Genomic DNA, 24,715 nt, shown 5'->3' with positions numbered 1-24,715 from the left:
CGGGTCCCGCGGTCCGCACCGGAGGAGCCGCACGCCTCCGGCCCGGGTTCCGTGATCCGCGCCGGGGGCGTGCGGCTCCTCCGGCGCGATGTCGCCCGGATTGTCGGCGGATCCGGATAGGGTGCCGCCCATGGCCGCACGTCCTTTGAACGAACTCGTGGAAGCCGGGTGGGCCCAGGCCCTCGAACCCGTCGCAGGCAAGATCGCCGAAATGGGCGACTTCCTCCGGAAGGAGGTCGCCGAGGGCAGGCAGTACCTCCCGTCGGGGGACAACGTCCTGCGTGCCTTCAAACAGCCCTTCGACCAGGTCAAGGTGCTGATCGTCGGCCAGGACCCCTATCCGACACCGGGCCACCCGATCGGCCTGAGCTTCTCGGTCGCGGCCGACGTGCGGCCCATCCCGGGCAGCCTGCGCAACATCTACAAGGAGCTCACCGAGGACCTCGGCCTCCCGATGCCGAGCAACGGCGACCTGACCCCGTGGGCCGAGCACGGCGTGCTCCTGCTCAACAGGGTGCTCACCGTCATGCCCGGCAAGCCCGCCTCGCACCGCGGCAAGGGCTGGGAGGAGGTCACCGAGCAGGCCATCAAGGCGCTGGTCGCTCGCGACCGGCCGATGGTGGCGATCCTGTGGGGCCGTGACGCCCGCTCGCTCGCGCCGATGCTCGGCGACGTGCCGCGCATCGAGTCGGCCCACCCGAGCCCGCTCTCGGCGCGCAGCGGCTTCTTCGGCTCCCGGCCGTTCAGCCGCGCCAACCAGTTGCTGGAGCAGCAGGGCACGAGCCCGGTGGACTGGAAGCTCCCTTGACCTCCCCCGGGCCGATGGGGCCTCGGCGGGGCACTAGGATTCCTCATCATGAGTGATGAATCTGGCACCGAGCGCTACCTGCGTCTGACGGTCGAGCTGACGGTGGAGGTGCTCGACATCGAAGCCCTCCAGGCCACCGCGCTGAAGGAGATCAACGACCCCGAGACCGACCTCGACGACGACGAGCGCAAGGAGCAGGCGGAGATGGTCTCCGCCGACGACAGCGGTGCCACGGCGCTGCAGTGGCTGATCGAGCCGGACCACGTCCTCGGGCTGATCGAGCACGTCGAGCAGATCGAGCCCCGCGAGGCCGTGCTGAGCGTCGAGCCCTCCGACGGCCCGTCCGACGAGGAAGACGACGACCACGACCACGACGGCCACGGCCACGGCCACGGCCACTGAGGTCTGACGCAGGGAACAGATGAGAGGGGGCCGCACCCGTCCGGGTGCGGCCCCCTTCCGTACGCCGCGGAGCGCCGGTCGGCCCACCGCTTCCCGCGCGGCGCTCCGGGTTCCGTGCGCCGCGCTCCGGGTTCCTGCGCTCCGGGTTCCTGCGCTCCGGGTTCCTGCGCTCCGGGTTCCTGCGCTCCGGGTTCCGCACGCCGCGCCGTACCCCGGGCCCGGCGCCTGCCCTCCCGCCGGCTCCGGTGTCCCGTCAGCCCGTCAGCACGTCCTCGCGGCGGGCCTCCAGGGAGTCGCGCCGCCGGACCAGCTCGCCGCAGCGGGCGGCCAGGCCGTCCACCGTGCCGCTCACCCACCGGGCCGTCTCGGCGACGGCCTCGCCGGTGCGGGCGATCCGCTGGTGCTTGAACGCGTCGGTGACGATGTTGTCGAAGAACATGTCGGCGAACCAGCGGGTGTCCACCTCGGGCATCACCGGGGCGACGTGCACCCCGACGTCGGCGAGCTCGCGGGCGAAGGCGTCCAGCGCACGCTGGGCGTGCCAGGCGGCCTCGTCGGCGTTGCGCAGGTGGCCGTGCTCCACCATGTCCGCGAAGGTGCCGCCACCCAGCATGTCCCAGACGGAGGCGCCGCGCGCGCCGCCGAGGCAGCGCAGGACCTGCCCGACCGCCTCCGCCGCGGCGATCCCTGCCCGGTGGGCCTCCTCGTGCTCCCGCAGGTCGGCGGCGGTCTCGGCGAGCTCCCGGGCGATCCGGGAGAGCTCGCCTCCGCGCGGATCGCCCGACGCCATCAGCAGGCGCTCCTTGCGCTCCAGCAGCGCGCCGTACTCCTGCGGGGCCGACCCGACCTCGGCCAGGCCGCTCTCCACCGCCGCCCGGTCGGTCTGCAGCCAGCCGAGCCGGACCCGCTGCCCCTCGATGCGCTGCCGTACGGCCTGCGCCTCGGCCCGCTCCCTGGCGAGCCTCTCCTCCCGGAAGCCGGTGAGCCCGGACAGGAACGCGGTGAAGCCGCCCTCCAGCCGGGAGACGTCGTCCTCCTCCTCGGCGAGCCGGATCTCCAGGTCGCCTAGAAGCGCCTCGACCTCCTGGATCTGCGCGGCCACGGCCCGGCGCTGCCCGGTCAGTCGTTCCAGCCGCCGCACCCGCTCGCGGGCGGTGCGCAGGTCATCGTCGAGGGTGTCGAAGGAGGTCACACCTGTAGCGACGTCCGGAAAGGGGAAATCGTTCCGTCCGCACGGCACGGAATCGGCCGCGGGAGCCGATCGCCTCCCGCGCTCAGCGCTTGCGGCCGACCCCGCCCCAGCCGAGGATCGCCATGCGCTCCAGCACGTTGGGCGCGATGAAGGCGTCGTTGTCCAGGAGCTCGAAGTCACCGAAGAAGCGCTTGATCTCCTCGACGGTCCGCGGGGCCACGCCCGAGTTGGCCCGGGAGTAGACGTCCTTCATCCTGTCGGTGTCCTCGGCCCGGCGCTCGGTCATCGACAGGTGGGTGATCACCAGGAAGCTGCCGGGCGCCATCATCTCCCGCAGCTTGGCGACCTCGGCGTAGGGGTCGTCGAGGAAGTGCAGGATCGCCACCAGCAGCACGGCCACCGGCTCGTCGGGTTTGATCAGGCCCGTCCCGGCCGCCCGCTCCCAGATCTCCTCGGGGGCGCGCAGGTCGCCCTCGACCATGGCGACCGTGGGGGTGTTGGCGAGCAGCGCCCTGCCGTGCACGCAGACGACGGGGTCGTTGTCGACGTAGACGGTGCGCGCCTCGGGGGTGGCCGCGTGCGCCACCTCGTGCACGTTCTTCCGGGTGGGCAGGCCCGCGCCGATGTCGACGAACTGGCGGACGCCCTGCTCCGCCGCGAGGTGGCGGACCACGTTGCCGAGGAACTCGCGGTTCATCCGGACGCCGTCGCGCGACTCGGGGAAGGCCTTGAGGATCTGCTCGGCCGCCGCGCGGTCGACGGCGAAGTTGTCCTTGCCGCCGAGCATGAAGTCGTAGATGCGGGCGACGTTGGCCGTGCTCACGTCGATCCCGTAGGGGTTCCGATCGCTCATCGCAGCCGCCTCACCCTGCTGTCCCACTCGCCGCGGACCGGCATTTCCGTAGATCGTAGCCGAGACTCCGCCGGCACGGAGGCCACTACGGACATTGCTCTCTTTCCTGTCTTAGTGCACAAAAGCCTCAGTCATTCCTGTTCGCTCATCCAGCGTGGGCATCCCCCCGGCGACCGCGCTCCGAAGACACCTGTGAGGAACAGGCCCGGCCCCCCACCTGGCAAGCTGGGCCGGAGAAGTCGTGAGGGGATGAGGGCAGATGACCGCCGAGGACGGGCCGGACTACGGCATCGGAGCCGTCGCGCGCCGGCTCGGCGTGCCCGCTCCCACGCTGCGCACCTGGAACCTGCGGTACGGCGTCGGCCCCAGCCGCCGGAGTCCCGGCGGCCATCGGCGCTACGACACGGCGGACCTGCGGCGCCTGGAGGAGATGAACCGGCTGATCCGGTCAGGGGTCCCGGCCGCCGACGCCGCCAGGCACGTCCTGGAGGACCGGTCCGGCCCCGCGGCCGCCCGGCCCGCGACCGGTCGCGAGGAGATCCCGGCGAAGGACGCCGGGACCGCCGCGTCCGCCGTCGGATCCGTCCCGGAGAGCACCGCCGGGACCGTCGCCGGTCCCGCCCCGGAGACCGCCGCCGGAACCCCGTCCCCGGCGACCGGGCCGGAAGGCGGCCCGCAGGTCCCGACTCCGGCGATGCTGGCCCGGGCCGCCGTCGCGCTGGACGGTGAGGCCGTGTCCGACTGGATCGGCGCGGCCCTGGCCCGGCACGGCGTCCTGTGGACCTGGGAGCGGCTGGTGCTGCCGGTGTTCGCGGCGGTCTCCAGACGCCAGCTGGAGACCGGGGCGGCCGTCGAGGTCGAGCACCTGTTCTCCGACCGGCTGGCCGCCGCGCTGGCCCCGCTGACCAGGCGGCCCCGGACGCCGGTCAACGAGCGGCCGGTGCTGCTCGCCTGCGCCGAGGAGGAGCAGCACAGCCTGCCGCTGCACGCCCTGGCCGCCGTGCTGTCCCTGGACCACGGGGTCGAGACGCGCGTGCTGGGCGCGCGCACGCCGTACTCCGCGCTGGCGGACGCGATGCGCCGCCTGGGCCCGGCGGTGGTGTTCGTCTGGTCCCACCAGGCCTCGACCGGCGACCCCTCGCCGCTCGCCGCGCTCCCCTCGCTCCGCCCTCCGGCCCGCGTCCTGGCGGGCGGCCCGGGGTGGCGCGACGGGCTGCCGCCGTCCGTCCCGCACGTCACGTCCTTCCGCGACGCCCTCACCCGGATCTCCGCCGCCCTGCACCCGTCCCCCGGCCCCCACTGAATCCGGCCCTCGCAGGCCTCGCCGGCCGTCGGCCCCGACCCTCACCGGCCCCGACCCTCACCGGCCCCGCCCTTCCCGATCGCAGCGGTCGCGGATCCCGGCCCTCATTTGCGATCACCGCACCCGGAGGCGTATGAATAAGTTTTGAATAGGTTATCTCGGAAAGAAGGCCGCCATGACGGCAGAGACCATCGACAGGACCTCGGACACGGGCACGGATGCGGGGACGGGAACGGGTGCGAGCCTCAACGCCCGCCTCTCCGCCGGCGACGAGGCGGCGCTGGAGGAGTGCCTGCGGGCGCACACCGCCCTCATCCGCTCCTACCTGCGCAAGTACGTGCCGCCGCAGGAGGTGGAGGACGTACAGCAGGTGGTCTTCGCGGAGGTGTGGCGCTCCCGGCACCGCTTCGACCCGCTCCGGAGCCTGCCCGCCTGGTTGCTCGGCATCGCGCACAAGCGGGCGGTGGACCACCTGCGGGTGCGCAGGCTGCACACCGTCCCGCTGGAGAGCACGGCCGAGCCGGCCGGTCCCGCCGAGGCGGCCGACGGCGACGGTCTGGCCGACCGGGACGAGATGCGCCGCGCCCTGGCCGAGCTGCCCGCGCCCCAGCGCGAGGCGATCGAGCTGGCCTACTACGGCGAGCTGACCCAGCGCGAGATCTCCGAGCGGCTGGGCGTCCCGCTGGGCACCGTCAAGGCCCGCACCGCCCGGGGCCTGCGCAGGCTCTCGGACATCCTTACCCCGGCCGCGGCATGAACCCCGGCCTCAGCGGCAGGAACCAGATATGGACATAAACCCCGTAACCACCATGAACCACCACCAGGAGGACGAGGTCCGGCCGCGTGTCGCGGTCTCCAGTTGCCTGATCGGCGAGATGGTGCGCTTCAACGGCGGCCACAGCCGCGACAGGTTCCTCAGCGGGGAGCTGGACCCCTACGTCGACTGGGTGCCGATCTGCCCGGAGATCGCGATCGGCCTGGGAGCCCCGCGTGAGACCCTCCGCCTGGAGCGCTCCCCCGAAGGACCCCACCTGGTGACCAGGAAGACCGGGCGCGACCTCACCGAGAAGATGACGGACCTGGCCGCCGAGCGGGCGCGCACCCTCGACGTGGACGGCTACGTCTTCAAGTCGAAGAGTCCCAGCTGCGGGATCCACGGCATCCCGGTCTACGCGGGTACCGCCGCCGTGGACCGCCGGAGCCGCGGCGTGTTCGCCGGCCGCATCCTCGACGCCCACCCGCTGCTGCCGGTGGAGGACGAGGGACGGCTGCACGACCCGCTGATCCGGGAGACCTTCGTCGAGCGGATCTTCGCGAACGCCCGGCTCCGGGCCCTGCTGGAGAGCGATTGGCGCCCGCGCGACCTGGTCGCCTTCCACGCCCGCCACAAGATGCAGATCCTCTCCCACGACCCGGACGTCTACCGCGAGACCGGCCGGATCGTGGCCCGCGCGGGCGCGCTCGGCCGCGCCGAACTGGCCGCGCGGTACGCCGAGGCCTTCCGCACCGCCTTCGTCAGGAAGACCAGCGTCGGCCGCCACGTCAACGTGCTCCAGCACTGCGCCGGCATGATCGGCGACCTGCTGGACCCGGTCCGGCGGACCGACCTGGCCGAGGTCATCGCCTCCTACCAGGCCGGCCTGGTGGCGCTCAGCGTGCCGCTGGCCCTGATCCGGCACAACGCGCGCGGCGCGGCCGCCTCCTACGTCAGGGACCAGACGTACTTCGCACCGTTCCCCGAACGGCTCCGCCTGCGGAACCACGTTCCCGCGTGAGCCCGCGGTCCGGCCACCACATCCACCGGCCGACGTCCAGGGTCAGCGCGGTGAGCAGGACCGAGCGGACCACGAAGGTGTCGAGCAGCACGCCGAACGCGACGACGAAGCCCAGCTCCGCCAGAACGACCAGCGGCAGCACGCCCAGCACGGCGAAGGTGGCCGCGAGCACCACGCCCGCCGAGGTGATCACCCCTCCGGTGGCGGACAGGCCGACGAGAGCGGCCTCCCGGGTGCCGCGCCCCGCCGCCTCCTCCCGGATCCGGGTGATCAGGAAGATGTTGTAGTCGACGCCGACCGCGACCAGGAAGACGAAGGCCAGCAGCGGCACCCCGGTGTCCACGGCGGCGAAGCCGAACAGCTCCGTGAAGACCAGGCCGCTCACCCCGAGCGCCGCCGCGAAGGACAGCACCACGGTGGCCATCAGCAGCAGCGGCGCGACCAGCGCGCGCAGCAGGATCACCAGGATCACCAGGACGACCCCCAGGATCAGCGGGACGATCACCCGCAGGTCCCGCTCGGAGGAGAGCTTCCCGTCCAGGTTGACCGCCGCCGTGCCGCCGATCAGCGCGCCGGGGATCTCCCGGAGCCGCTCGACCGTCTCGTAGGCGGCGGGGCTGTCCGGCGCGTCCTTCAGCGTGCCGCGCAGCAGGACCTGCCCGTCCGCCGTCTCGGGTCCGGCCCCCGGCCGCTCTCCGCCGGTCTCTCCCCCGGCGTCCCCCTCGCCCGGCCGCCCTTCACCGGAGGTCTCCTCGCCCGGCCGCCCCTCACCGGCGTCCTCCTCACCCGTCTCTCCTTCGCCCGGCCGCCCGCCGGGCTCCCCCGCCTCCGGCCGTCCGCCTCCCGTGCCCCGGTCGCCGATCCGCTCCACGCCCGGGTCCGCGGCCACCGCCGACGCGATCCGCCCGGCCTCGCCGGAGGGGGCGAGCACCAGCAGCGACCCCTCCTGGCCGGTGCCGAAGCTCCGGTCCAGGACCTCCGCGCCGCGCACCGACTCGGGCGCCGTACGGTAGGCGTCGGCCTCGGCCAGCGGGCCGACCGTCGTGAGCGGCAGCGTCAGCGCCATCGCGCCCAGGACCGCGGCGGTGCCGATCCAGACGACGCGGGGGCGGCGGGCGATCACCCGGCCGACCCGGTCCCAGAGGCCGGACCCGCCCTCGGCCGCACCGCCGTACTCGGGGACCTTCGGCCAGAACACGCCGCGGGGGAAGACCACGAGCAGCGCGGGCAGCAGGGTGAGCATGGCGGCGAGCGCGCAGACCACGCCGACCGCGCAGACCGGGCCGAGCCCGCGGGTGGCGTTCTGGTCGGCCACCAGCAGGCAGCAGAGCCCGGCCACCACGGTCGCGGCGCTGGCCGCGATGGCCGGGGCGGCCCGCCGCAGCGCGAGGTCCATCGCCTCGTGGCGGTCCTCGTGTACGGCGAGCTCCTCGCGGTAGCGGGCGACCAGCAGCAGCGCGTAGTCGGTGGCGATGCCGAACACCAGCACCAGCAGGATGCCGCCGCTCTGCCCGCTCACGGTCAGGTCGGCGTACTCGGCCAGCAGGTAGTTGCCCGCGCGGGAGCAGGCGAGCGCCACGCCCGCCGAGAAGAACGGGATCATCCAGAGCAGCGGGCTGCGGTAGGTGACGAGCAGCACCAGGACGACCACGGCCGAGGTCGCCGCCAGCAGCGTCGCGTCGATCGACCCGAAGACCTCGATCGCGTCGGCGCTCTGCCCGGCCGGCCCGGTGACGTACGCCCGGTCGCCGGTGATCTCGCGGATCCGGTCGACCGCCGCGGTGAGCACGTCGTAGTCGCTCCCGTCGAGCGGCACCACCACCTGCACGGCTCCACCGCCGAGGGCCGGGACCGGCGGCGACACCTGCCCGGCGACCCCCTCCAGCCCGGCGAACCGCTCCGCGTCGGCGGCGGCCTCCGCCACCGGCCGCCCCTCGTAGACCACGATCGCCGGGACGCGGTCACCGGCCGCGGAGGCGCGCTGCGCGTTCTGCACCACGGTGGACTCGGCCTCTGCGGGCAGGAACGACGCCGGGTCGTTGCGCTGCACCTCCTCCAACCGGCCGCCGAGCACGCCCGCCCCGGCCGCGACGAGCAGCCAGATCACCAGGACCACCCATTTGCCTCTGCGCCCGCACACCGCCGCGCTCAAGCCCCGCACCGCGCCCGCCCCTCGCAGGAATCGCCACAGTCGTGGGAATCACCACCGTTCACACGGGCTTCTTCGCCGCCGCGGCCGTCCGCGGTTGCAGCCCCGGAAACGGACCGTCTCGGACGGCCCTCCCCTGAGAGGGATCGGTTACACCACCGGCACCGCCGGACGCCGGAGCAGGGGCAGGGGCAGGGGCAGGGAGCATCGTGTATGCGATACCTGCATGACACTGTGCAGGTTCGGCAGACGCTCCGGGTTCATGTAGTAGGTATAAGACGCGCGAGGAAGTCGCGGGTGGCCTGGTCTCTCGCGTAGATCACCGTGCCGCGCATTCCGCGGGTGAGCAGCACTTTGTAGACGTTGCGGACGAGCTTGTCGAAATCGGCGTCCGATACCGCTTTTCTGCTTCTGAAGGCGGGATCTCTGTTCTCGGAGCGGACCGTGATGAGGGACCCGTCTCGAGCCACCAGGTCGGGTCCGATGATGACGCCGGACCAGTCGTACTCGAAGCCTTGGGCGGTGTAGACGCATCCGACCTGACCGAAGCCGCTCGGTTCGGTCGCCCACAGCATGCTGGGCGGTGCATCGCCCACGGCCCGGTCCTTCTTGACGTTCCACGGCCGTGCCCAGTCCTCGATGACGACGTCGTCCACGAGGGAGTCGTCGGGTCGCGGGTCGCTCCACGGCCAGCAGAAGCCGGCGGTCATCCGCGCGGTGCCCGGCCTGGCACGCAAAGCCGCCTCGAGTTCCTCGGGGGAATGCGCAAGCCGTACCTCGAAGTCATCGTCTCCGTCCCAGGGCACCGGGCCTCCTTCCTCAAGGCCGAGCAGGCGCAGGACCCACTGCTCGTACTTGCGGCTGCCGCCGCAGCGGAACTGCTCATCCAGGGAGATGCGGTTGACCCGGTAACCGCGTGACCGCGCGTACTGCTCGATGGCGTGCACGGTGCCGAGCTCTCCGGGCCGTACGACCTGGTGCTCGTCAAGGAGGAAGACCGGCACGCGGGCCGCGGCCATCAACTCGTCCAACTGGGTTCGGCCGGTGCGCTTCGCCGCCGGGGTGAAGCGGTTGGTGGAGGTCTCGCGGATGCGGTGCGCTTCATCGCAGATCAGGACGTCGAGGCTGTTCTGCTCGGCGTCGATGAAGCTGTTGAAGTACATGAAGAGGTTCTTGATCCGCGTGCTGCCCCTGCCCGGGTAGCGGCGCATGGTCTGCGTGAACGACTGGGACCCCGTCGCGTGGAGCGCGGTCCTGCCCCGCCGGTAGAGCTCACCCAGCAGAGAGAGGGCGATCACGCTCTTGCCGCTGCCGGGACCGCCGGTGACGATGACGACCTGTTTGAAATCGGCCCGGCGTGCCTTGTCGACGGCACGCATGACGAGCTCATAGGCGATCTGCTGCTCGTCGAGGAGGGTGAACTGCTCCCTTTCACGAATCTCGTCGGCGGCGTAGGCCATGAGCTGCTTGCTCGGCGCGACCGGGCTGCCCAGGAGCCGGTCGGCGGCCTCGGCGCCGGGCTTGTCGGCCAGACGTTCGCGCAGGTAGTCATGGAAGTCGCCGCGCCGCTGCTTGGTGAAGAGTCTGCTGTGCGCGTCCCGCACCTGGTCGTGAAGACCGTCTACGTCGAGGTCCATGGCATTGTGCAGGTACGCCACACCGTGGATGGATTGCGGCCGGTCCTTGAGCACGCTCAAGAAGTCGGACATGTATTCGCAGTAGCGCCGGACCTGCTCGGCGGGGTTGAGCAGATCCCTGCCCGGCATGCCGTCCACGAGGACCAGATGCTCGCCCTGGTCGGACGGCTCGGCACGGCTCCACTGCTTGAGCTCCACGACGACGTAGGAGTCCTCGCCAGTCCGCGGGTGCACGCCCGCCAGCACCACGTCGGCGCGTTTGCTGGTCAACGGGAGCTTGTACTCGATCAGCATCTCGACTTTGCCGAGCCCCGCGTCGGCCAGATCCCGGGCGAGCGCGGGAAGACTCCGTTCCCACGACCTGGCCTCGGAGGGAGAGGGGCCCCGGCCTGTCGTCACGCGCAGGTGCTCGCTGATCTGCTCGGCGAGCGCCGCTTCGTTGGGTGAGGCGATCAGGCGCTCCACGGACAGACGCAAAGCCGTCACGGGCTTCCCCCAGGCAGCACGAAAGAATTCGTGCGGGTGGGGGCGTATCCGCTCCGGCGGTCAGCCGTGCAAGCGCGGAAGCCCGTCGGGCCGCATCACATGGTCATCACGAGGGTAGTGGAGGCGCTTTTCTCGCGGAACCGCGATAGAGATCGGGATCGTAACGGCGCTCGTTCTCGTCCAGCTTGGAGTTGGCGGCCTCGACCAGGTCGATGTCGAGCAGATCGGCGAGGCGGACGAGATACGCGGTCACGTCGGCAAGCTCGGACCGCACCCGGCCGAGGGTCTCCGCATCCGGACTCTGCGACTCCTCCGGAGTCAGCCACTGGAACTCCGCCACCAGTTCGCCGACTTCACCCGCAAGGGCCATCGCCAGATTCTTCGGTGTATGGAACTGCTCCCAGTCCCGGACACGGGCGAAGTCTTGAAGCCGTGCAGCAAGTCGTTCCAGCTCGGTGCTCACACTTCGTGACACTACTGCCGTGGGCGACGGCGCTGCCTCGATGCGGCGGGTCCAGGCAGGGTGGATCATCGGCCCTGGTGGGAGGCGAGGTGTGGATATCTCACCGGAGAGCCTGACGGCCGGGTCCACCGGCAGCCGGTCACGGTCTGAACCGGTCACCGCCTCCAGCCTGCCGTGCCAGCGGGAGCCTCCGCCCCCGACAGGACTCGCTCAGGCGGCGATCACGACGATCCTTACAATGCCGCGGCCGTTTCCCCGGCGGCAGGGCCGTACGTGCACTCGTGCCCATCTCGGACAGCGAAAGTTCTTCGCCGGTGAATGAATGAAACGTAGGCTGGCATTTCCCGCCTGCGTTCTCACCGACCACGCTGGAGTCCGCCGCCTCATGGCCCACCCCTATCCGTCACCGTCGCCGGCCCCCTCCGGCACCGGTCCGACCGGCGGCCCCCAGCCGCCGCCCACTGACTCCGCGCCCACGTCCCGGTCGCCCGGTCCCGTGACCGACGGCGGTATGCCCAGCCCTTCTTCCTCCTCCGCGGCCGGCGGCCGTACGCCGAGCCCCTCCCCCGCGCCCGATTCCCGGTCGTCCGCACCCCCGTCCGGTACCGCGTCGCCTCCACCGTCCGCCAAGCCCGCCTCCGGCCCGCAGGCCCGCCCGCACCCGCCCGCACCCACGGCATCGGCCGGACCGCAGGGGGTGGGCGGCGGCTTCTCCGGCATCGACCCAGCCGCGATGGACGACTTCGAGCGCGGGCTCGGCCGGGCGGAGGACGCCATCGGCCGCGGCGAACCCCGCGTCCGCGCGGCCCTGGAGAAGCTCGACCTGGACACCTCGGCACTGGGCGCGCTGCGCGAGGCGCGGAGCTGGATCGGATCCAGCCGCCCCGACCTGCGGCGGCGCAGCGAGGCGATCCGCTCGGAGCGCACCGAGTGGGGCTCCTCCGGCCTGCCCGGCGGCCTGGCCGCCTTCGACGAATCCCGGTACGGCAAGGCCTCCCGCGATCCCGACGTCTACGCCGCCACGGTCAAGCTGGCCGAGGCCGCCGAGAAGGGCGAGATCGACGCCAGGACGGTGGCGGAGCTGGAGAAGCGCACCGGGGACGCGACCTTCACCACCGCGCTGCTGACCACGCTGGGCGCGACGACGTTCCGCAGCCTGCTGATGGGAACCGCCATGGGGAGCGAGAAACAGGCCAAGCGACTGGAGACCGCCCTCGGCAAGGCGATGGGCACGGCGAGTCCGCGCCTGGGCAAGTCCTGGATCGACGAGCTGACCGCTCCCCTGTCCTCCTCTCCGGCGGGACAGCAGGGGCAGCACTGGAAGTACGAGGCGATCACCCGAGCGCTCAAGCACGGCACCTTCAGCACCGCCTTCCTGGTGACCCTCGCCAGGAAGATCGACGCCTGGGACCGCACCTCGGACAGCATGGGCACCTACTCGAAGGTCATGGTGCCCCTCATGGAGACCCTCTCCCGCCACCCCGAGGCGGCCCAGGACTTCTTCGCGGGCGACCCCACCGCGATGAAGCACTACCTCACCAACCCGTCGAAGATGAGCGACGACGGCGTGGCCCTCGGCAAGGCCCTGGAAGCCGCCATGCTCCACTTCCGCGACCACTCCGGCACCCCGGACAAGCCCTCACGCGGCTACTGGTCGGCCATGCTGGCCTCACAGTTCATCCACATCGAAGCCGAACGCATCAAAAACGGCCACCCTCCGGATTCGGCCGTGAAACCCACTTTCACGGGTCTCGTGCTGTCGGAGTACATCCGGGACATCAACCACGTTGCCGAGGGTGGCCGAGACAGGGTTGTGCCCGGCGTTCGAAGTGCGGATAACGCCAACCTTCCCGGACAAGATCCGTGGGGAGCACAGTTCAATCTCGAAGAACTGCGTGGGGTGATGAAGGAGACGTTCAGGGACTCCAAGGCGTTCAGCCTCGTCGCAGCCGCTCAGACGGCATTCACCGGGCGACTCCTCGACTACGGCGCGGCAGAGATGGCTGCCGGGCGAGGTGATGACACGCTGAAAGCCAACGCAACAAGGATCGGTGCAGGCTTCGGCCTGATCATCGACACATCCGGTCTGTCCAAGATCGAAGAGGGCAAGAAGCTGGACGAGGCCCAGCAGCAGAACATGAAGGTTTTCTTAGCCATGGTCAACACCGGTCTCGCCATCCCGCAGGCGGGAGCCTGGCCGATCGCGTCTGGAGTCGTAGGGGCGTGGACAGGCCTGGCCGAGAACCTCGGGAAAGGGGATGCCGAGGGCACCGCCCGTGAGACCGCCAACGCCGCCGTCGATGAGACCCGGCGCCTCGTGCACGATCTCACCGCACAGGCCATGCTCAGGCATGGCCTCTTCGGCTCCGCCGAACCCGCGGCCACGACCCACCCCTGGGCCTCGTTGGAAGACCTGAAGCCGGGAGACGACCCCCGCGACAACCCCAACAACTTCCTCAAGGACGGTCGGACACTCATGACCAGGGACGAGATGATCGACGAGAAGGCGTCCAACGAGATTGACAAGGACCGTAAGTTCGAGGCCTACCAGCGGTGGTTGAGCGGACCGGCAGGACAACGCTGGCGGGATGTTCAGGAAACGCTGGATCAGTCCTTCTCCGCCGGCTTCTCTCAGTACTGATCATGACGAGACGACTATCAACTCCGTTCATGGCGCTGGCGTGCGTCCTGGTCTTCACGGCCGCTTGTCAGAGCACCACGGATATGCCGGTCGATCGCAGTCCGCTCCCCGCCGTGGCCGCCCCGCCGTACATCTGCGACCACATCCCGCTGAAGGCAGTAGAACTGATGACCGGGGTGCGCAACCCGCTGATTCGCGGTTACTTCGATCTCACCACCGCCAGCGGCCTCGGCACCGGAAGCTGCGCGGTATACCGGCGAGATGGCGAGCAGTTGAAGGTGCTCCTGATCAGGCTCACGCCTGGGGGTTACCCAGGGATAGTCGAGGAACATCTCGAGGACGGTGCTTCCCGGCTGCCGGAGATCTTCCCTGGATCCATCGGCGCCTACTTCAAGCCCGAGGACGACGAGAACAACGCCGCGTACGCCCACCTCGTCCAAGGCAAGGCGTGGCTCTCCGTCCAGTTGGAGATCGGCGTCGAAGGGCGGGACAACGCCGCCGATGTGGCGGCGATGATGAAGCTGATCGCGCCGAGGCTGATCACCGATGCCGGCGCCCCGGCCGCGAGCCCGTCGGTGGAGGCCGCCTCCCCCTCATCCACGAAGGACTGACCCGACCATGGCCGAGATGGTGCCCAATCCGCTCCACGAGGCGCTGGGAGAGGCGCTCCGGATGGTCGAGCCGCTGCTGGAGGAGGTCGAGGAGGCCGTTGAGACGCCGTTCCAGGCGTTCCACTCCGGCAAGGTCTGGACCGGCCCGGCGGCCAGGCGCTTCGATGAGCGGCTCGCCCACCACCGCACCCGCGTCCGCGCCTCGGGTGAGAAGGTCGTCTCCGACCTGCGCCAGGCCCTCGCCCGGACCCCGAGCCAGGTGACCGAGGAGGAGGCCAGAGCCATCGGCGCCCGCTACGGTCTGCTCTGAGATCCGGCCCGTCCCGCGATCCGGCGGAAGGTCCGGTGCAGTGCCCCGTCCCCGGTTCCACGGATCGCACCGCCCCGCGTCCCGCCAGGGAAGCGGCACCACCCGGAAAACGGCACCGCATCCCCAGAAGATCTGCACAAAGATCAAAAAATCCTCGTACGTCATCTAGCATCACCAGCAGAGTGATCAATCGGGGTCCGAGGAGAGCGTCATGGAAGACGAGCAGGCACCGGCCGGGATCGATCCGTCGATCCCCAGCGTGGCCCGGATGTACGACTACTACCTGGGCGGCAAGGACAACTTCGCCTCCGACCGCGAGGCCGCAGAGAAGATCATCCAGCTGATCCCGGAGTCACGGGCCAACGCCCGGGCCAACCGCGCCTTCCTCTCCCGCGCCGTGACCGAGATCGCCGGGCGGGGTGTGCGCCAGTTCCTGGACATCGGCTCCGGCCTGCCCACCCAGGAGAACGTCCACCAGGTCGCCCACCGCGTCATCCCCGACGCGAAGGTCGTCTACGTCGACAACGACCCCATCGTCCTGGCGCACGGCCGGGCCCTGCTGGAGGACAACCCCCACACCGTCGTCGTCCAGGCCGACATGCGCGAGCCCAAGGCCCTGCTCGACCACCCCGAGATCCGGTCGAGGATCGACTTCGACCAGCCGGTGGCCGTGATCCTGCTGTCCATGCTCCACTTCATCCCCGACGACGCCGACGCCGACGCCATCGTCACGGCGGTCCGCGAGGTCATGGTCCCCGGCAGTCATCTGGTGATCTCCCACGTCCACGCCGGAGACCGTCCGGTGGCGGCCCACGACGAGGCGAAGGCGGTCTACCGCGCCACCACCGCCGGATCGGTCACCACGCGGACCCCGGCCCACCTCGCCGCCTACACGGAGGGCCTGGAGGTGCTCGACCCCGGAATCGTCCCGGTCCAGGCATGGCGTCCGGAGTTCGAGGAGGACACCGCGTACGACCTCGGCAAGCCCGGCATCCTCGGCGTGGTCGCCAAGGTGCCGTGAGCGGGGATGCCCGTGTTTCTCATGTGCTCCCCCGACTCGTCAGCCGCCGTCGCCGGCTCCCCCGCTTGAGGCAGGAGGCCCGCCGGGAGGATCGAGGTCAGAGGTCGAACTCGCCGGCCTTGACGCCGCCGACGAAGGCCTTCCACTCGGCGGGGGTGAAGAGCAGCTTGGGGCCGTCGGGGTCCTTGCTGTCGCGGACGGCGACCACACCGGGCAGGTTGTCGGCGACCTCGACGCACTGGCCGCCGTTCCCTGAGGATCGGGACGACTTCCGCCATACAGCGGCACTCAGGTCCATTCCCGCTTCACATCCTCGATCATTTTGAGGGATATGCGCTCAGGATAGGCCCACAGCCGTACGGCCTCATATCGGTTTTGGATAGCGGTCACGATGTCGGGATCGGTCGAGACCTGTCCTTGGGCCGGTGAGTCCGCATGGACGGTGACCGGATGACCGTTCGGCAACTCGGCGATCATGAAAGCTCCAGCCAATCCCGGTAGGCACTCCGGGTCGACCACCTGGATCGAGACGGCGGGCCGCTGCGCGACCTCCAACAGGTGCCCGAGTTGCTCCCGCATGACCTCCTGATCACCGACCCGACGACGCAGCACACCTGCATCCATGAGAACGAGGATCAGCGGAGGGGCGTCCCGGTCGAGAATCTGCTGCCGTCCCATACGCGCCGCGACGCGCTCGTCCGCCTCCTCCGGGGTGATTCTGGGCTCTCGGCTGAAGAGACACCGTGCGTAGGCCTCCGTCTGCAGCAGGCCCGGGACCAGCAGCGGGTCCCAGGAGCGGAGGACGAGGGCGGTGTGCTCGATCTCCTCGGCCCAACTGCGGAACCAGACCGGGCCACCGGGACGGGAGACGATGCGCTGGTAGAGCCCGGTGAAGGAGACGCCGTCGGCCTCACCGAAGAGCCGGTCCAGCTTCTCCGCGTCCGACCGCGACGGGGTCCGGGTCGCCATCTCCAGGCGGCTCACCTGCGTCTGCGTGCAGCCGAGGCGGGCGGCCACGGCGGCCTGCGAGAGCTGCGCGGTCTCGCGCAGGCGGCGCAGCTCCGCACCGAAGCGCACGCGTGGCGAGCCCGGGTCCAGAGACGGCGCGACACTCATCGCATTCCTCCTCAAATAGAGAAAAACGGTCTTTTCGATTAATCGGCCACACCGGCTCCACACCTCGCCACACCGATGGCCGTCATTATCGGGCGTCGCATGGATTGCCGACCCCATTACCGATCAATCGACGGAAAGGCAGTCTAGGCGGAGGACTTCTCCGCCGGACAGCGCGGAAAAGAAAGCAGTCCATCACCTCCGGCCGGATCGCGGAGGGCGGGATTCAGGGCGTGGGGGCGGAGTGCGGATCAGGTCGCGCGCCCGCCCGGCGGACCCCTCCTCTCCGCCGGAGCGCCGGACGGGCACGGAAGGGCGGAGCCATGACAGCGGGTGAGCGGTACGAGAGGTTCACAGATCTGGTGCGGCTGGGCTGGGGCCTGCACGGTCTCGGCGCGTGCGCCTCACTGGTCCTCCCGGCCGGCGGGGAACCGGTCCTGGAGGTCCGTACGGCGGGCGGCGGCCCGGTCCGCATCACCGCCATCCGGCGCTACCGCGGCCGGGTGTTCACCTGGCGGCCGTGGTGGGCGCGGCTGTGGCGCCGGGGCAAATGGGTGGTGGCCGATGCCGACAACGCCGCCGACATCATCATGGCCGAGGTGAACGCATGAGAATGCGCGACCCGGTCCACCGCTGCGACCCCGGAAAGGAATTCCCGGACACCCTCCGGAACACTCCGCATCGGGAATTCCCGGGAAACGCGGCGTCCGTCTTCCGGGCCCGCGAATGGGCTCGATGCCGCCTGTCCGGGCAGTTGCCCGCCCCGGTCCTCGACGACCTCCTGCTCCTGCTGAGCGAACTGGTCACCAACGCGGTCGTGCACTCCGACTCCGGCCGTACGGCGGGCGGCCGGGTGACCGTCCGCCTGACCCTGTCCCCCGTCTCGTCCCCCGGAGCCGTCCACGTCGAGGTGACCGACGACGGCTCGGCCGCGGGTGCGCCCGCCGTACGGGTCCCGGAGCCCGGCGACGACGGCGGCCGGGGCCTGTGGCTGGTGGACCTGCTCGCGACGGAGTGGGGTTGCCATCGCGACGAGGCGGGCGGGTCGGTCTGGTTCCGTCTGGCCGATCACTGACCCGCCCCGCCCTGAGGCGTCACCGTTCACCCGAACCGGTCGGCCACCGACGAAGACGGGTGCGGGCGACGGTCGTAGACCGTCCCGCCAGGGAGGCCTCGCACCGCGGATAGGCTCGATCCGAATTTTAACCTTGACTTAATTAAGCAGAGGCTGAAACAGTATGGGGGTGCACGCCTTCGACGTCCTCGGCGATCCGGTCCGGCGCCGGATCCTGGAACTGCTCGCCGGTGGAGAGCAGGCCGCCGGGGTGATCAGCGAGGTCATCCGGGCGGAGTTCGGCATCTCACCACCCGCGGTCTCCCAGCATCTCCGCGTCCTGCGGGAGTCGGGGTTCGCCTCCTGCCGGGCGGAGGGCACCCGTCGCATCTACGCCGTGGAGCCCGATCCCCTGCAGGAGGCAGACCTGTGGCTGGAGCGTTTCCGCCCGTTCTGGAACCAGCGGCTCGACGCACTGGCCACCGAACTGGCGCGGAGCAGACGCGAACGACGTCCGACCTCCAATGACCGCGGAAACCCCACCGCGACCTCCGCGCCCAAGCCCGGCACCGACACCGGGCCCGGCACCGACACCGACACCGACACCGACACCGAGGAGAACACATGATCGACATCGTCGACCAGATCAACGCCACGCACCGTGAGATCGGAAACCTGCCGGTCGCCGGTGGCGCGGGCCGGTCGCTGCTGCTGCGCCGGGTCTACGACGCCCCGATCGAGGACGTCTGGGACGCCTGCACCGACCCGGTACGGCTCAGCCGCTGGCTGGGCCCCATCGAGGGTGACTTCCGGATCGGGGGCGCGTTCCAGCTCAAGGACAACGCCGGCGGCGAGATCCTGCGGTGCGAGCAGCCGAGTCTGCTCAAGGTGACATGGGTGCTGGGCGAGGGCATGGCGACCGAGGTCGAGGTCCGGTTGACGGCCGCCGGCGACGGGCGCACCGCCTTCGAACTGGAGCACTCCTCGCCCGCTGAGATCGTCGACGAGCTCGTCAGGACCTACGGGCCGGGCGGCACGATCGGCATCGGCGGCGGCTGGGACCTCACCGTGCTCGGCCTGGACCTCCACCTGCGCGGCGTGGACGTCGACCCGGCCACCTGGGAGGACACCGCGGAGGCGAAGGAGTTCGCAACGCGCAGCTGCCGCGCCTGGGGCGCGGTCGTCCAGGAGGCGTGGGGCATCGGCGACGAGGACATCGCCGCAGCCGTCGCGTTCGGCGTTCAGCAGTTCGCTCCGGAAGCCGGCGAGTCGTGACCGGGCCCCTCACCGCTCGGCGGCGGGCGGCGCCCCCGCCCGCCCGCGGCACGGCGGCCGGACCCCCGCGCAGGAGGCACAGGTGACAGAGGCGATGGCGACCGAGACGACGGTGACCGAGGTGATGGCCGAGCTGGCCGAGCTGGAGGACCCGAAGGCGCGCGAGGTGAACGAGAGGCACGGCGACGACCACGGGGTGAACCTCGGCAGGCTGCGCGCGCTCGCCAAACGGCTGAAGACGCAGCAGGACCTCGCGCGCCGGCTCTGGGAGACGGATGACAGCGCGGCGCGGCTGCTGGCGATCCTGGTCTGCCGCCCGAAGGCGTTCACCCGCGACGAGCTGGACGCCATGGTGCGTCAGTCGCGCACTTCCAAGGTGCACGACTGGCTCGTGAACTACGTGGTGAAGAAGAGCCCGCACGCCGAAGAGCTACGCCTGGCCTGGTCCGCCGATCCGGACCCGGTGGTCGCGAGCGCCGGCTGGGCGCTGACCACCGAACGCGTGGCCAAGCAGCCCGGGGGACTCGACCTTCCGGGACTGCTCGACGTCATCGAGGCGGAGATGAAGGACGCCCCGGATCGCCTGCAGTGGGCGATGAACCACTGCCTGGCGCAGATCGGCATCGAGCACGCCGGGCACCGCGCCCGCGCCGTCGCCATCGGCGAACGCCTGGAGGTGCTCAAGGACTACCCGACCCCGCCGAACTGCACGTCCCCGTTCGCGCCCGTCTGGATCGTGGAGATGGTGCGCCGGCGACACGACGACTAGAGGGTCCCCGCCCGTTCGGCCGTCCCGCGCGAACGGCCGGCTCGGCAGGCGTCGGGTCGGCGCGGATCGGGGTCCGCGGCCCCGCCGTACCGCGTCCACCGCGCCGGCGCGGAAGCCCGGCGGGCCGGGACGCCCGGGGCCGGTCAGCGCTCGGCGGGACGGGCGTACCTCGTGATCCAGAGTCCGGGGATCACCTCGGCGTCCTCGGCTCCGCCGAACCCGAGCCGCTCGTAGAGCGTGCGGGCGGGCGTGTTCGCCCTGCCGGTGGACACCGTGATCCGGCGCCCGCCCGCCCGGGACGTCAGCTCCTCCACCAGCGCCCTCCCGATGCCGCGCCGGTGTGCTCCCGGGTCCACGACGAGCCGGTCGATGTCCACCTCGTCCTCCGTCTCCGACCACGCCACGGCCCCGACCAGCCGGTCGCCGTCGAAGGCGCCCAGCCAGGTCAGCGGCTCGGCGCACATCTCGTCCAGGGTCTCGTGGAGCGCGGGGATGCGGTCATCCCCGATGATCTCCGCCTCGACGGCGTAGGCCGCGTGCTGTACGGCCAGCAGTTCCCGTCCCAGGGCTCCCCGGTCCGGGGTCATGTCCGCGATGCGCATCCCGCGAGTATCCCAGCCGGGGCCGCGCGGCCGTTCCCGTCCTCCAGGCGGGCCGGGCCGTTCCCGTGACCCGGGGACGGGGACGGGGCCGAGCGGCGGGCGGCGGGCGGCGGGCGGCTACGAGGTCAGACCCGGAGGATCGCCAGGGAGCGGGCGGGCAGGGTCAGGTCGTCGCCGTCGAGGTGGGTGCCGGGGTCGGAGGCCAGGACGATCTCGGCGGGCTGGACCCGGAGCGCGACCGGGGACCGGCCGAGGTTGGCGGCCACCCGGAACGCGCCCCGGTGCACCACCAGCCAGGAGCCCTCGTGCTCCACCCGGACCCGGTCCAGGCGCGGGTCGGACAGGTCGGGGTGGGCCCGGCGGAGCGCGATGAGCGCCCGGTACCAGTCGAGGTGGGCGCGGTGCGCGTCCTGCTCCAGCTCGCTCCAGTCGAGCTTGGAGCGCAGGAACGTCAGCTCCTCCCCGGGGTCGGGTGCCTTGTCCGCCCAGTCGTCGTAGCCGAAGCCGACGAACTCCCGCCGCCGCCGGTCGGCCTCGCCCTCGCGCAGCTGCGGCTCGACGTGGTCGGTGAAGAACAGGAACGGCGTGCGCGTCCCCCACTCCTCACCCATGAACAGCATCGGGGTGAAGGGCGAGGTCAGCAGGAGCCCGGCGGCCAGCCGGAGCGCCTCGGGGTCGACCCGGTCGCCCTCGGCCCGGTTGCCGATCTGGTCGTGGTTCTGCGCGCAGACGACGAACCGGTGGCCGGGCACGTGCCCGGCCGGGCGGCCGTGGGAGCGGCGCCGGAACGACGAGTAGGTCCCGTCGTGGTAGTAGGCCGAGGTCAGCACCTTGGCCAGGGCGGCGGCCGGGGAGCCGGACGGCCCTCCGGCGAAGTCGTCGTAGTAGCCGTGCCGCTCTCCGGTGACCGCCGTGTGCAGGGCGTGGTGCACGTCGTCGTTCCAGGCCGCGGCCAGGCCGTACCCGCCGGCCTCGCGCGGGGTCATCAGCCGGGGGTCGTTGAGGTCGGACTCGGCGATGAGCGTCAGCGGGCGGCCGACGGCGGCCGACAGGGCGTCCACCTCTCCTGCCAGCTCCTCCAGGAAGTGCACGGCCCGGTCGTCGTGCAGCGCGTGCACGGCGTCCAGCCGCAGGCCGTCGACGTGGTAGTCGCGCAGCCACTGCAGCGCGTTGCCGATGAAGTAGCGCCGCACCTCGTCGGAGCCGGGGCCGTCCAGGTTGACCGCCTGGCCCCAGAAGGAGGAGGCGGAGGAGTGGAAGTACGGGCCGAAGGGCGCCAGGAAGTTGCCGGACGGCCCGAGGTGGTTGTAGACGACGTCGAGGATCACGCCGAGCCCCTGGCGGTGGCAGGCGTCCACGAACCGCTTGAACCCGTCGGGGCCCCCGTAGTTGTCGGTGACAGCCCACAGGTCCACCCCGTCGTAGCCCCAGTTGTGCCCGCCCGGGACCGGCGGCACCGGCATGACCTCGACGAAGTCGACGCCCAGCGCCACCAGGTGCTCCAGCTTGCCGATGGCCGCCTCGAAAGTGCCCTCCGGGGTGAAGGTCCCGATGTGCAGCTCGTAGACGATCGAGCCGGGCAGGGCCCGGCCCTTCCACAGGTCGTCGCTCCAGGTGAACCGGTCGTGGTCGTAGACCCGGCTCGGCCCGAAGATCCCCTCGGGCTGCCACCGGGTCCGCGGGTCGGGCAGCGGGTCGCCGCCGTCCAGCCGGAACCGGTAGTCGGTGCCGTGCCCGGCCCCCGGCACCTCCGCCGACCACCAGCCGCCGTTCCCGCGCCGCATCGCGTGCCGGGTCCCGTCGACCTCCACCTCGACGGCGCCCGCCTCCGGCGCCCACACCTCGAACATCGATCAGTCCCTTTCCAGCAGCGCGACGGGGTGGTGGGAGAGCAGGTGGGCCATGGGGATCCGCCCGGTGTGCTCGGCACCGGACAGCAGGTCGCGCCAGTGGCCGGGCGGGAGCGTGAGCGTCTCGCTCCCCCAGCCGCCGCGCCGCTCCAGGCCCACCGGGAGCCGGGTCGCCACGGCCACGGCCCGCTCCCCGCGGGCGAAGGCGACCGCGTGCTCGCCGGTCTCCAGCGGGACGTACGGCGCCGCGGGGTCGATCCGCCGCCGCAGGCCGAGCGCCCGCCGGGTGACGAGCAGCTTGGCGGCGTCCCACTCGGACCAGCCGGCCCCGGAGGACCCTGCGGACCCGGCGGACCCTGCCGGTCCGGTGGACCCGGTGGACCCGGCGAGCGCCGTGGACCCGGCCGGTCCGGCGGTCCCGGAGGATCCAGCGGCCCCGGGCGAACCGGGGGCTCCGTCCCCGGCGAGCATCCAGGCTCGGAGGCCGAAGTCGACCGGGCGGCGGTTGTCCGGGTCCACCAGGGAGAAGTCGGTGATCTCGTTGCCCCAGTACAGGTCCGGCACGCCCGGCATCATGAGCTGGACGAGCTTCTGGCCCAGCGAGTTGGACCGGGCGTAGGGCTCGATCCGGGCGGCGAACTCCCCGATCGAGGGGCCGCACTCGCCGATCGCCCGCTCCACGAAGGCCCGCAGGCCCTTCTCGTAGGACGCGTCGGGGGTGGCCCAGGAGATCGCGGTCTTGGCCTCGCGGGCCGCCTTGAACAGGTAGTCGAAGAACCGGTCCGGGTCGATCGGCCAGGCGGCCATCAGGTTCTGCCAGGCCAGGTAGTCCAGCGCCGGGTCGAAGGAGACCTTCGCGGACCACTCCTCGACCGCCTCGGTCCACTCGCCGGGCAGCTCCGAGAGCACGGCCAGCCGGGCCCGGACGTCCTCCGAGCGCTTGGTGTCGTGGGTGGACAGCGTCGTCATCGCGCCCGGGGCCATCCGGTGGCAGAACGCGTGGAACTCCTCCACCGCCCCGCCGAACCGGTCCGGCTCGCCGCCCACCTCGTTCAGGCAGGCCAGCGGGTACCAGCGGTAGAGGGCGGTGTCCTCCACCCCCTTGGCCATCACCGGGCCGCAGGTCTGCTGGAACCGGACGACCGCCTCGGCCGGGCCGTACAGCACCTTCTCCACGGTCTCGGCGACGGGGGCGCCCTCGGGCAGCCGCGCGGCGGCGAGCTCGCCGGCCGCCTCCACGATCGCCGCCGAGGCCGCGGGCACCGGCTCCCCCGGGACCGCGTAGGCCCGGTAGACCGGCATGGCCGCCAGCAGCTCGGCGAGCGTGTCGCGGTCGGTGCCGACGACCGCGTGCAGCCGGTCGATCTCGGCGCCGAAGAACAGGTCGAGGACGTGCTTCTTGGCGGTGTAGACCACCTCCGCGTAATCGCGCGGCATCCCGGTCCGCCGGAGGAACTCCTCGACCAGCGGTTCCTTCCCGGCCGGGTCGACGAAGAGCCCGGTGATCCGGTTCAGCGCCTCGTAGCCGGTGGTGCCGTCGCACGCCCAGTCGTCCGGGAGCCGCTCGTCGCCGACGAGGATCTTCTCGGCGACCGTCCACACGCCCGACGCGGCGCGCAGCCGGGCCAGGTAGCCGCGCGGGTCGGCCAGGCCGTCGGGGTGGTCGACCCGCAGGCCGCCGATCACGCCCTCGGCGACCAGGTCCAGGATCACCCGGTGGGTGGCGTCGAAGACCTCCGGGTCCTCCACCCGCAGGCCGATCAGCGAGGACACGTCGAAGAAGCGCCGGTAGCCGGGGCCGCGCCGCCAGTCGACCAGCCGGTAGTGGGTGTCCGGGTAGGGGAACGCGTGGTCGTGGTAGCGCAGCACGTCGCCGTCCACCACGGGCTCGGTGTCGTCACCGATCACCGGCATGTTCACCCTGCCGTCGGTCCACTCGATGTCGAACCACGACGCGTACGGCGAGGCCTGCCCCTCGGCGAGCACCGACCACAGCGGCGCGTTGCCCGACTCGGGCACCGGGACCGTCATGTGGTTGGGCACGATGTCCACCACGATGCCGATCCCGTGCCCGGCCAGCGTCGCGGCCATCGCCCGCAGGCCCTCGATCCCGCCGAACTCCTCGCGGATCCGCGAGTGGTCGGTGACGTCGTAGCCGTGCCGCGACTCGGGCACGGCCTGCAGGATCGGCGAGAGGTAGACGTGGCTCACCCCGAGGTCGCGCAGGTAGGGGGCGAGCTCGGCGACCCGGTCGAACCCGAAGTCGGGGGTCAGCTGGAGGCGGTAGGTGGACACCGGCGCGGCCCCGGCGGCGCCCCCGGCCCGGGCGGCGGACACGGACCCGGCCGCGGATCCGGAAGCGGGGCGGGTGCCGGACGCGGGGCCGGACACAGGCTCGGAC

The 24,715-nt window shown here is 71.5% G+C and carries 24 protein-coding genes; 14 read left to right on the top strand and 10 right to left on the bottom strand.

Going from position 1 to position 24,715, the window contains the following annotated elements; all coding sequences use genetic code 11:
- Window positions 1-130 precede the first annotated feature (130 nt).
- The gene (locus HS048_RS10490) at window positions 131-808 is read left to right on the top strand and encodes a uracil-DNA glycosylase (protein WP_068894775.1); all 678 of its coding nucleotides are present in this window, start codon (window positions 131-133) and stop codon (window positions 806-808) included.
- Between the two features lie 48 nt (window positions 809-856).
- A complete protein-coding gene (locus HS048_RS10485; protein ID WP_196466842.1) occupies window positions 857-1,210 on the top strand; it encodes a hypothetical protein in 354 nt (117 codons plus the stop codon).
- Window positions 1,211-1,463: 253 nt separating this feature from the next.
- Here the strand turns inward: HS048_RS10485 and HS048_RS10480 are convergent, their stop codons facing one another.
- Both HS048_RS10480 and HS048_RS10475 read right to left on the bottom strand, forming a co-directional pair.
- Window positions 1,464-2,402 carry a hypothetical protein gene (locus tag HS048_RS10480; protein WP_196466841.1) on the bottom strand — a complete coding sequence of 313 codons (939 nt, stop codon included), beginning with the start codon at window positions 2,400-2,402 and terminating at the stop codon, window positions 1,464-1,466.
- 82 nt (window positions 2,403-2,484) lie between these two features.
- Window positions 2,485-3,255 carry an SAM-dependent methyltransferase gene (locus tag HS048_RS10475; protein ID WP_196466840.1) on the bottom strand — a complete coding sequence of 257 codons (771 nt, stop codon included), beginning with the start codon at window positions 3,253-3,255 and terminating at the stop codon, window positions 2,485-2,487.
- Between the two features lie 259 nt (window positions 3,256-3,514).
- On the opposite strand from HS048_RS10475, the gene HS048_RS38065 reads away from it, so the two are divergent.
- The 3 genes from HS048_RS38065 (at window position 3,515) to HS048_RS10460 (ending at window position 6,333) form a co-directional block, all read left to right on the top strand.
- Entirely contained in the window at window positions 3,515-4,558 is a 1,044-nt protein-coding gene (locus tag HS048_RS38065; RefSeq protein ID WP_255529573.1) for a MerR family transcriptional regulator, read from the top strand.
- A gap of 175 nt (window positions 4,559-4,733) precedes the next feature.
- Window positions 4,734-5,315 (top strand): RNA polymerase sigma factor, encoded by a 582-nt coding sequence (locus HS048_RS10465; protein WP_196466839.1) that lies wholly within the window; start codon window positions 4,734-4,736, stop codon window positions 5,313-5,315.
- Window positions 5,316-5,343: 28 nt separating this feature from the next.
- Entirely contained in the window at window positions 5,344-6,333 is a 990-nt protein-coding gene (locus HS048_RS10460) for a DUF523 and DUF1722 domain-containing protein (RefSeq protein ID WP_230880798.1), read from the top strand.
- Here the strand turns inward: HS048_RS10460 and HS048_RS10455 are convergent.
- From HS048_RS10455 to HS048_RS10445, 3 genes are all read right to left on the bottom strand, one after another.
- The gene (locus HS048_RS10455; protein ID WP_196466838.1) at window positions 6,266-8,485 is read right to left on the bottom strand and encodes an MMPL family transporter; all 2,220 of its coding nucleotides are present in this window, start codon (window positions 8,483-8,485) and stop codon (window positions 6,266-6,268) included. The genes HS048_RS10460 and HS048_RS10455 overlap by 68 nt on opposite strands.
- Window positions 8,486-8,742: 257 nt before the next feature.
- On the bottom strand, window positions 8,743-10,605 hold the full coding sequence (locus tag HS048_RS10450; protein ID WP_196466837.1) for a DUF2075 domain-containing protein: 1,863 nt from the start codon (window positions 10,603-10,605) through the stop codon (window positions 8,743-8,745).
- Window positions 10,606-10,711: 106 nt separating this feature from the next.
- Window positions 10,712-11,068 carry a nucleotide pyrophosphohydrolase gene (locus tag HS048_RS10445; protein WP_307832415.1) on the bottom strand — a complete coding sequence of 119 codons (357 nt, stop codon included), beginning with the start codon at window positions 11,066-11,068 and terminating at the stop codon, window positions 10,712-10,714.
- Between the two features lie 733 nt (window positions 11,069-11,801).
- Here HS048_RS10445 and HS048_RS10440 point away from each other — a divergent pair.
- The 4 genes from HS048_RS10440 to HS048_RS10425 all read left to right on the top strand — a co-directional run bounded on the left by HS048_RS10440 (window position 11,802) and on the right by HS048_RS10425 (window position 15,651).
- Window positions 11,802-13,709 carry a hypothetical protein gene (locus HS048_RS10440; RefSeq protein WP_196466836.1) on the top strand — a complete coding sequence of 636 codons (1,908 nt, stop codon included), beginning with the start codon at window positions 11,802-11,804 and terminating at the stop codon, window positions 13,707-13,709.
- 29 nt (window positions 13,710-13,738) lie between these two features.
- Window positions 13,739-14,320, top strand: coding sequence for a hypothetical protein (locus HS048_RS10435; protein ID WP_196466835.1), 582 nt, complete (start codon window positions 13,739-13,741; stop codon window positions 14,318-14,320).
- Between the two features lie 7 nt (window positions 14,321-14,327).
- Window positions 14,328-14,630: a hypothetical protein gene (locus HS048_RS10430; RefSeq protein WP_196466834.1), complete on the top strand. Its 303-nt coding sequence runs from the start codon at window positions 14,328-14,330 to the stop codon at window positions 14,628-14,630.
- Window positions 14,631-14,841: 211 nt separating this feature from the next.
- Window positions 14,842-15,651: an SAM-dependent methyltransferase gene (locus HS048_RS10425; RefSeq protein ID WP_196466833.1), complete on the top strand. Its 810-nt coding sequence runs from the start codon at window positions 14,842-14,844 to the stop codon at window positions 15,649-15,651.
- Between the two features lie 97 nt (window positions 15,652-15,748).
- Here the strand turns inward: HS048_RS10425 and HS048_RS10420 are convergent, their stop codons facing one another.
- Together HS048_RS10420 and HS048_RS10415 are read right to left on the bottom strand one after the other, a co-directional pair.
- Window positions 15,749-15,949, bottom strand: a complete 201-nt coding sequence (locus HS048_RS10420) for a DUF397 domain-containing protein (protein WP_196466832.1) — start codon at window positions 15,947-15,949, stop codon at window positions 15,749-15,751.
- A complete protein-coding gene (locus HS048_RS10415; RefSeq protein WP_196466831.1) occupies window positions 15,940-16,767 on the bottom strand; it encodes a helix-turn-helix transcriptional regulator in 828 nt (275 codons plus the stop codon). Before HS048_RS10415 ends, HS048_RS10420 begins: the two co-directional genes overlap by 10 nt.
- Window positions 16,768-17,087: 320 nt before the next feature.
- Between HS048_RS10415 and HS048_RS10410 the strand changes: the two genes are divergently transcribed.
- The 5 genes from HS048_RS10410 to HS048_RS10390 all read left to right on the top strand — a co-directional run bounded on the left by HS048_RS10410 (window position 17,088) and on the right by HS048_RS10390 (window position 19,862).
- Window positions 17,088-17,375, top strand: a complete 288-nt coding sequence (locus HS048_RS10410; protein WP_196466830.1) for a hypothetical protein — start codon at window positions 17,088-17,090, stop codon at window positions 17,373-17,375.
- Window positions 17,315-17,839, top strand: a complete 525-nt coding sequence (locus HS048_RS10405; protein ID WP_307832414.1) for an ATP-binding protein — start codon at window positions 17,315-17,317, stop codon at window positions 17,837-17,839. The genes HS048_RS10410 and HS048_RS10405 overlap by 61 nt, the downstream gene beginning before the upstream one ends.
- 163 nt (window positions 17,840-18,002) lie before the next feature.
- Window positions 18,003-18,446: a metalloregulator ArsR/SmtB family transcription factor gene (locus tag HS048_RS10400; RefSeq protein ID WP_304609655.1), complete on the top strand. Its 444-nt coding sequence runs from the start codon at window positions 18,003-18,005 to the stop codon at window positions 18,444-18,446.
- Complete coding sequence (locus HS048_RS10395; RefSeq protein ID WP_196466828.1) at window positions 18,443-19,093, top strand: SRPBCC domain-containing protein; 651 nt, start codon at window positions 18,443-18,445, stop codon at window positions 19,091-19,093. The genes HS048_RS10400 and HS048_RS10395 overlap by 4 nt, the downstream gene beginning before the upstream one ends.
- 124 nt (window positions 19,094-19,217) lie before the next feature.
- Complete coding sequence (locus tag HS048_RS10390; RefSeq protein ID WP_196467849.1) at window positions 19,218-19,862, top strand: DNA alkylation repair protein; 645 nt, start codon at window positions 19,218-19,220, stop codon at window positions 19,860-19,862.
- 143 nt (window positions 19,863-20,005) lie between these two features.
- Here the strand turns inward: HS048_RS10390 and HS048_RS10385 are convergent, their stop codons facing one another.
- The 3 genes from HS048_RS10385 to treY form a co-directional block, all read right to left on the bottom strand.
- Window positions 20,006-20,464, bottom strand: a complete 459-nt coding sequence (locus tag HS048_RS10385; protein ID WP_196466827.1) for a GNAT family N-acetyltransferase — start codon at window positions 20,462-20,464, stop codon at window positions 20,006-20,008.
- Between the two features lie 125 nt (window positions 20,465-20,589).
- Complete coding sequence (gene treZ / locus HS048_RS10380; protein ID WP_068894740.1) at window positions 20,590-22,314, bottom strand: malto-oligosyltrehalose trehalohydrolase; 1,725 nt, start codon at window positions 22,312-22,314, stop codon at window positions 20,590-20,592.
- Between the two features lie 3 nt (window positions 22,315-22,317).
- Window positions 22,318-24,651: a malto-oligosyltrehalose synthase gene (treY, locus tag HS048_RS10375; RefSeq protein WP_374058775.1), complete on the bottom strand. Its 2,334-nt coding sequence runs from the start codon at window positions 24,649-24,651 to the stop codon at window positions 22,318-22,320.
- Between the last annotated feature and the right edge of the window lie 64 nt (window positions 24,652-24,715).

It is taken from the genome of Planomonospora sp. ID91781, assembly GCF_015711595.1.
GTDB lineage: Bacteria > Actinomycetota > Actinomycetes > Streptosporangiales > Streptosporangiaceae > Planomonospora > Planomonospora parontospora.
Note: the sequence above shows the minus strand (reverse complement) of the source record. Positions and strands in the feature narration are given on the sequence as shown.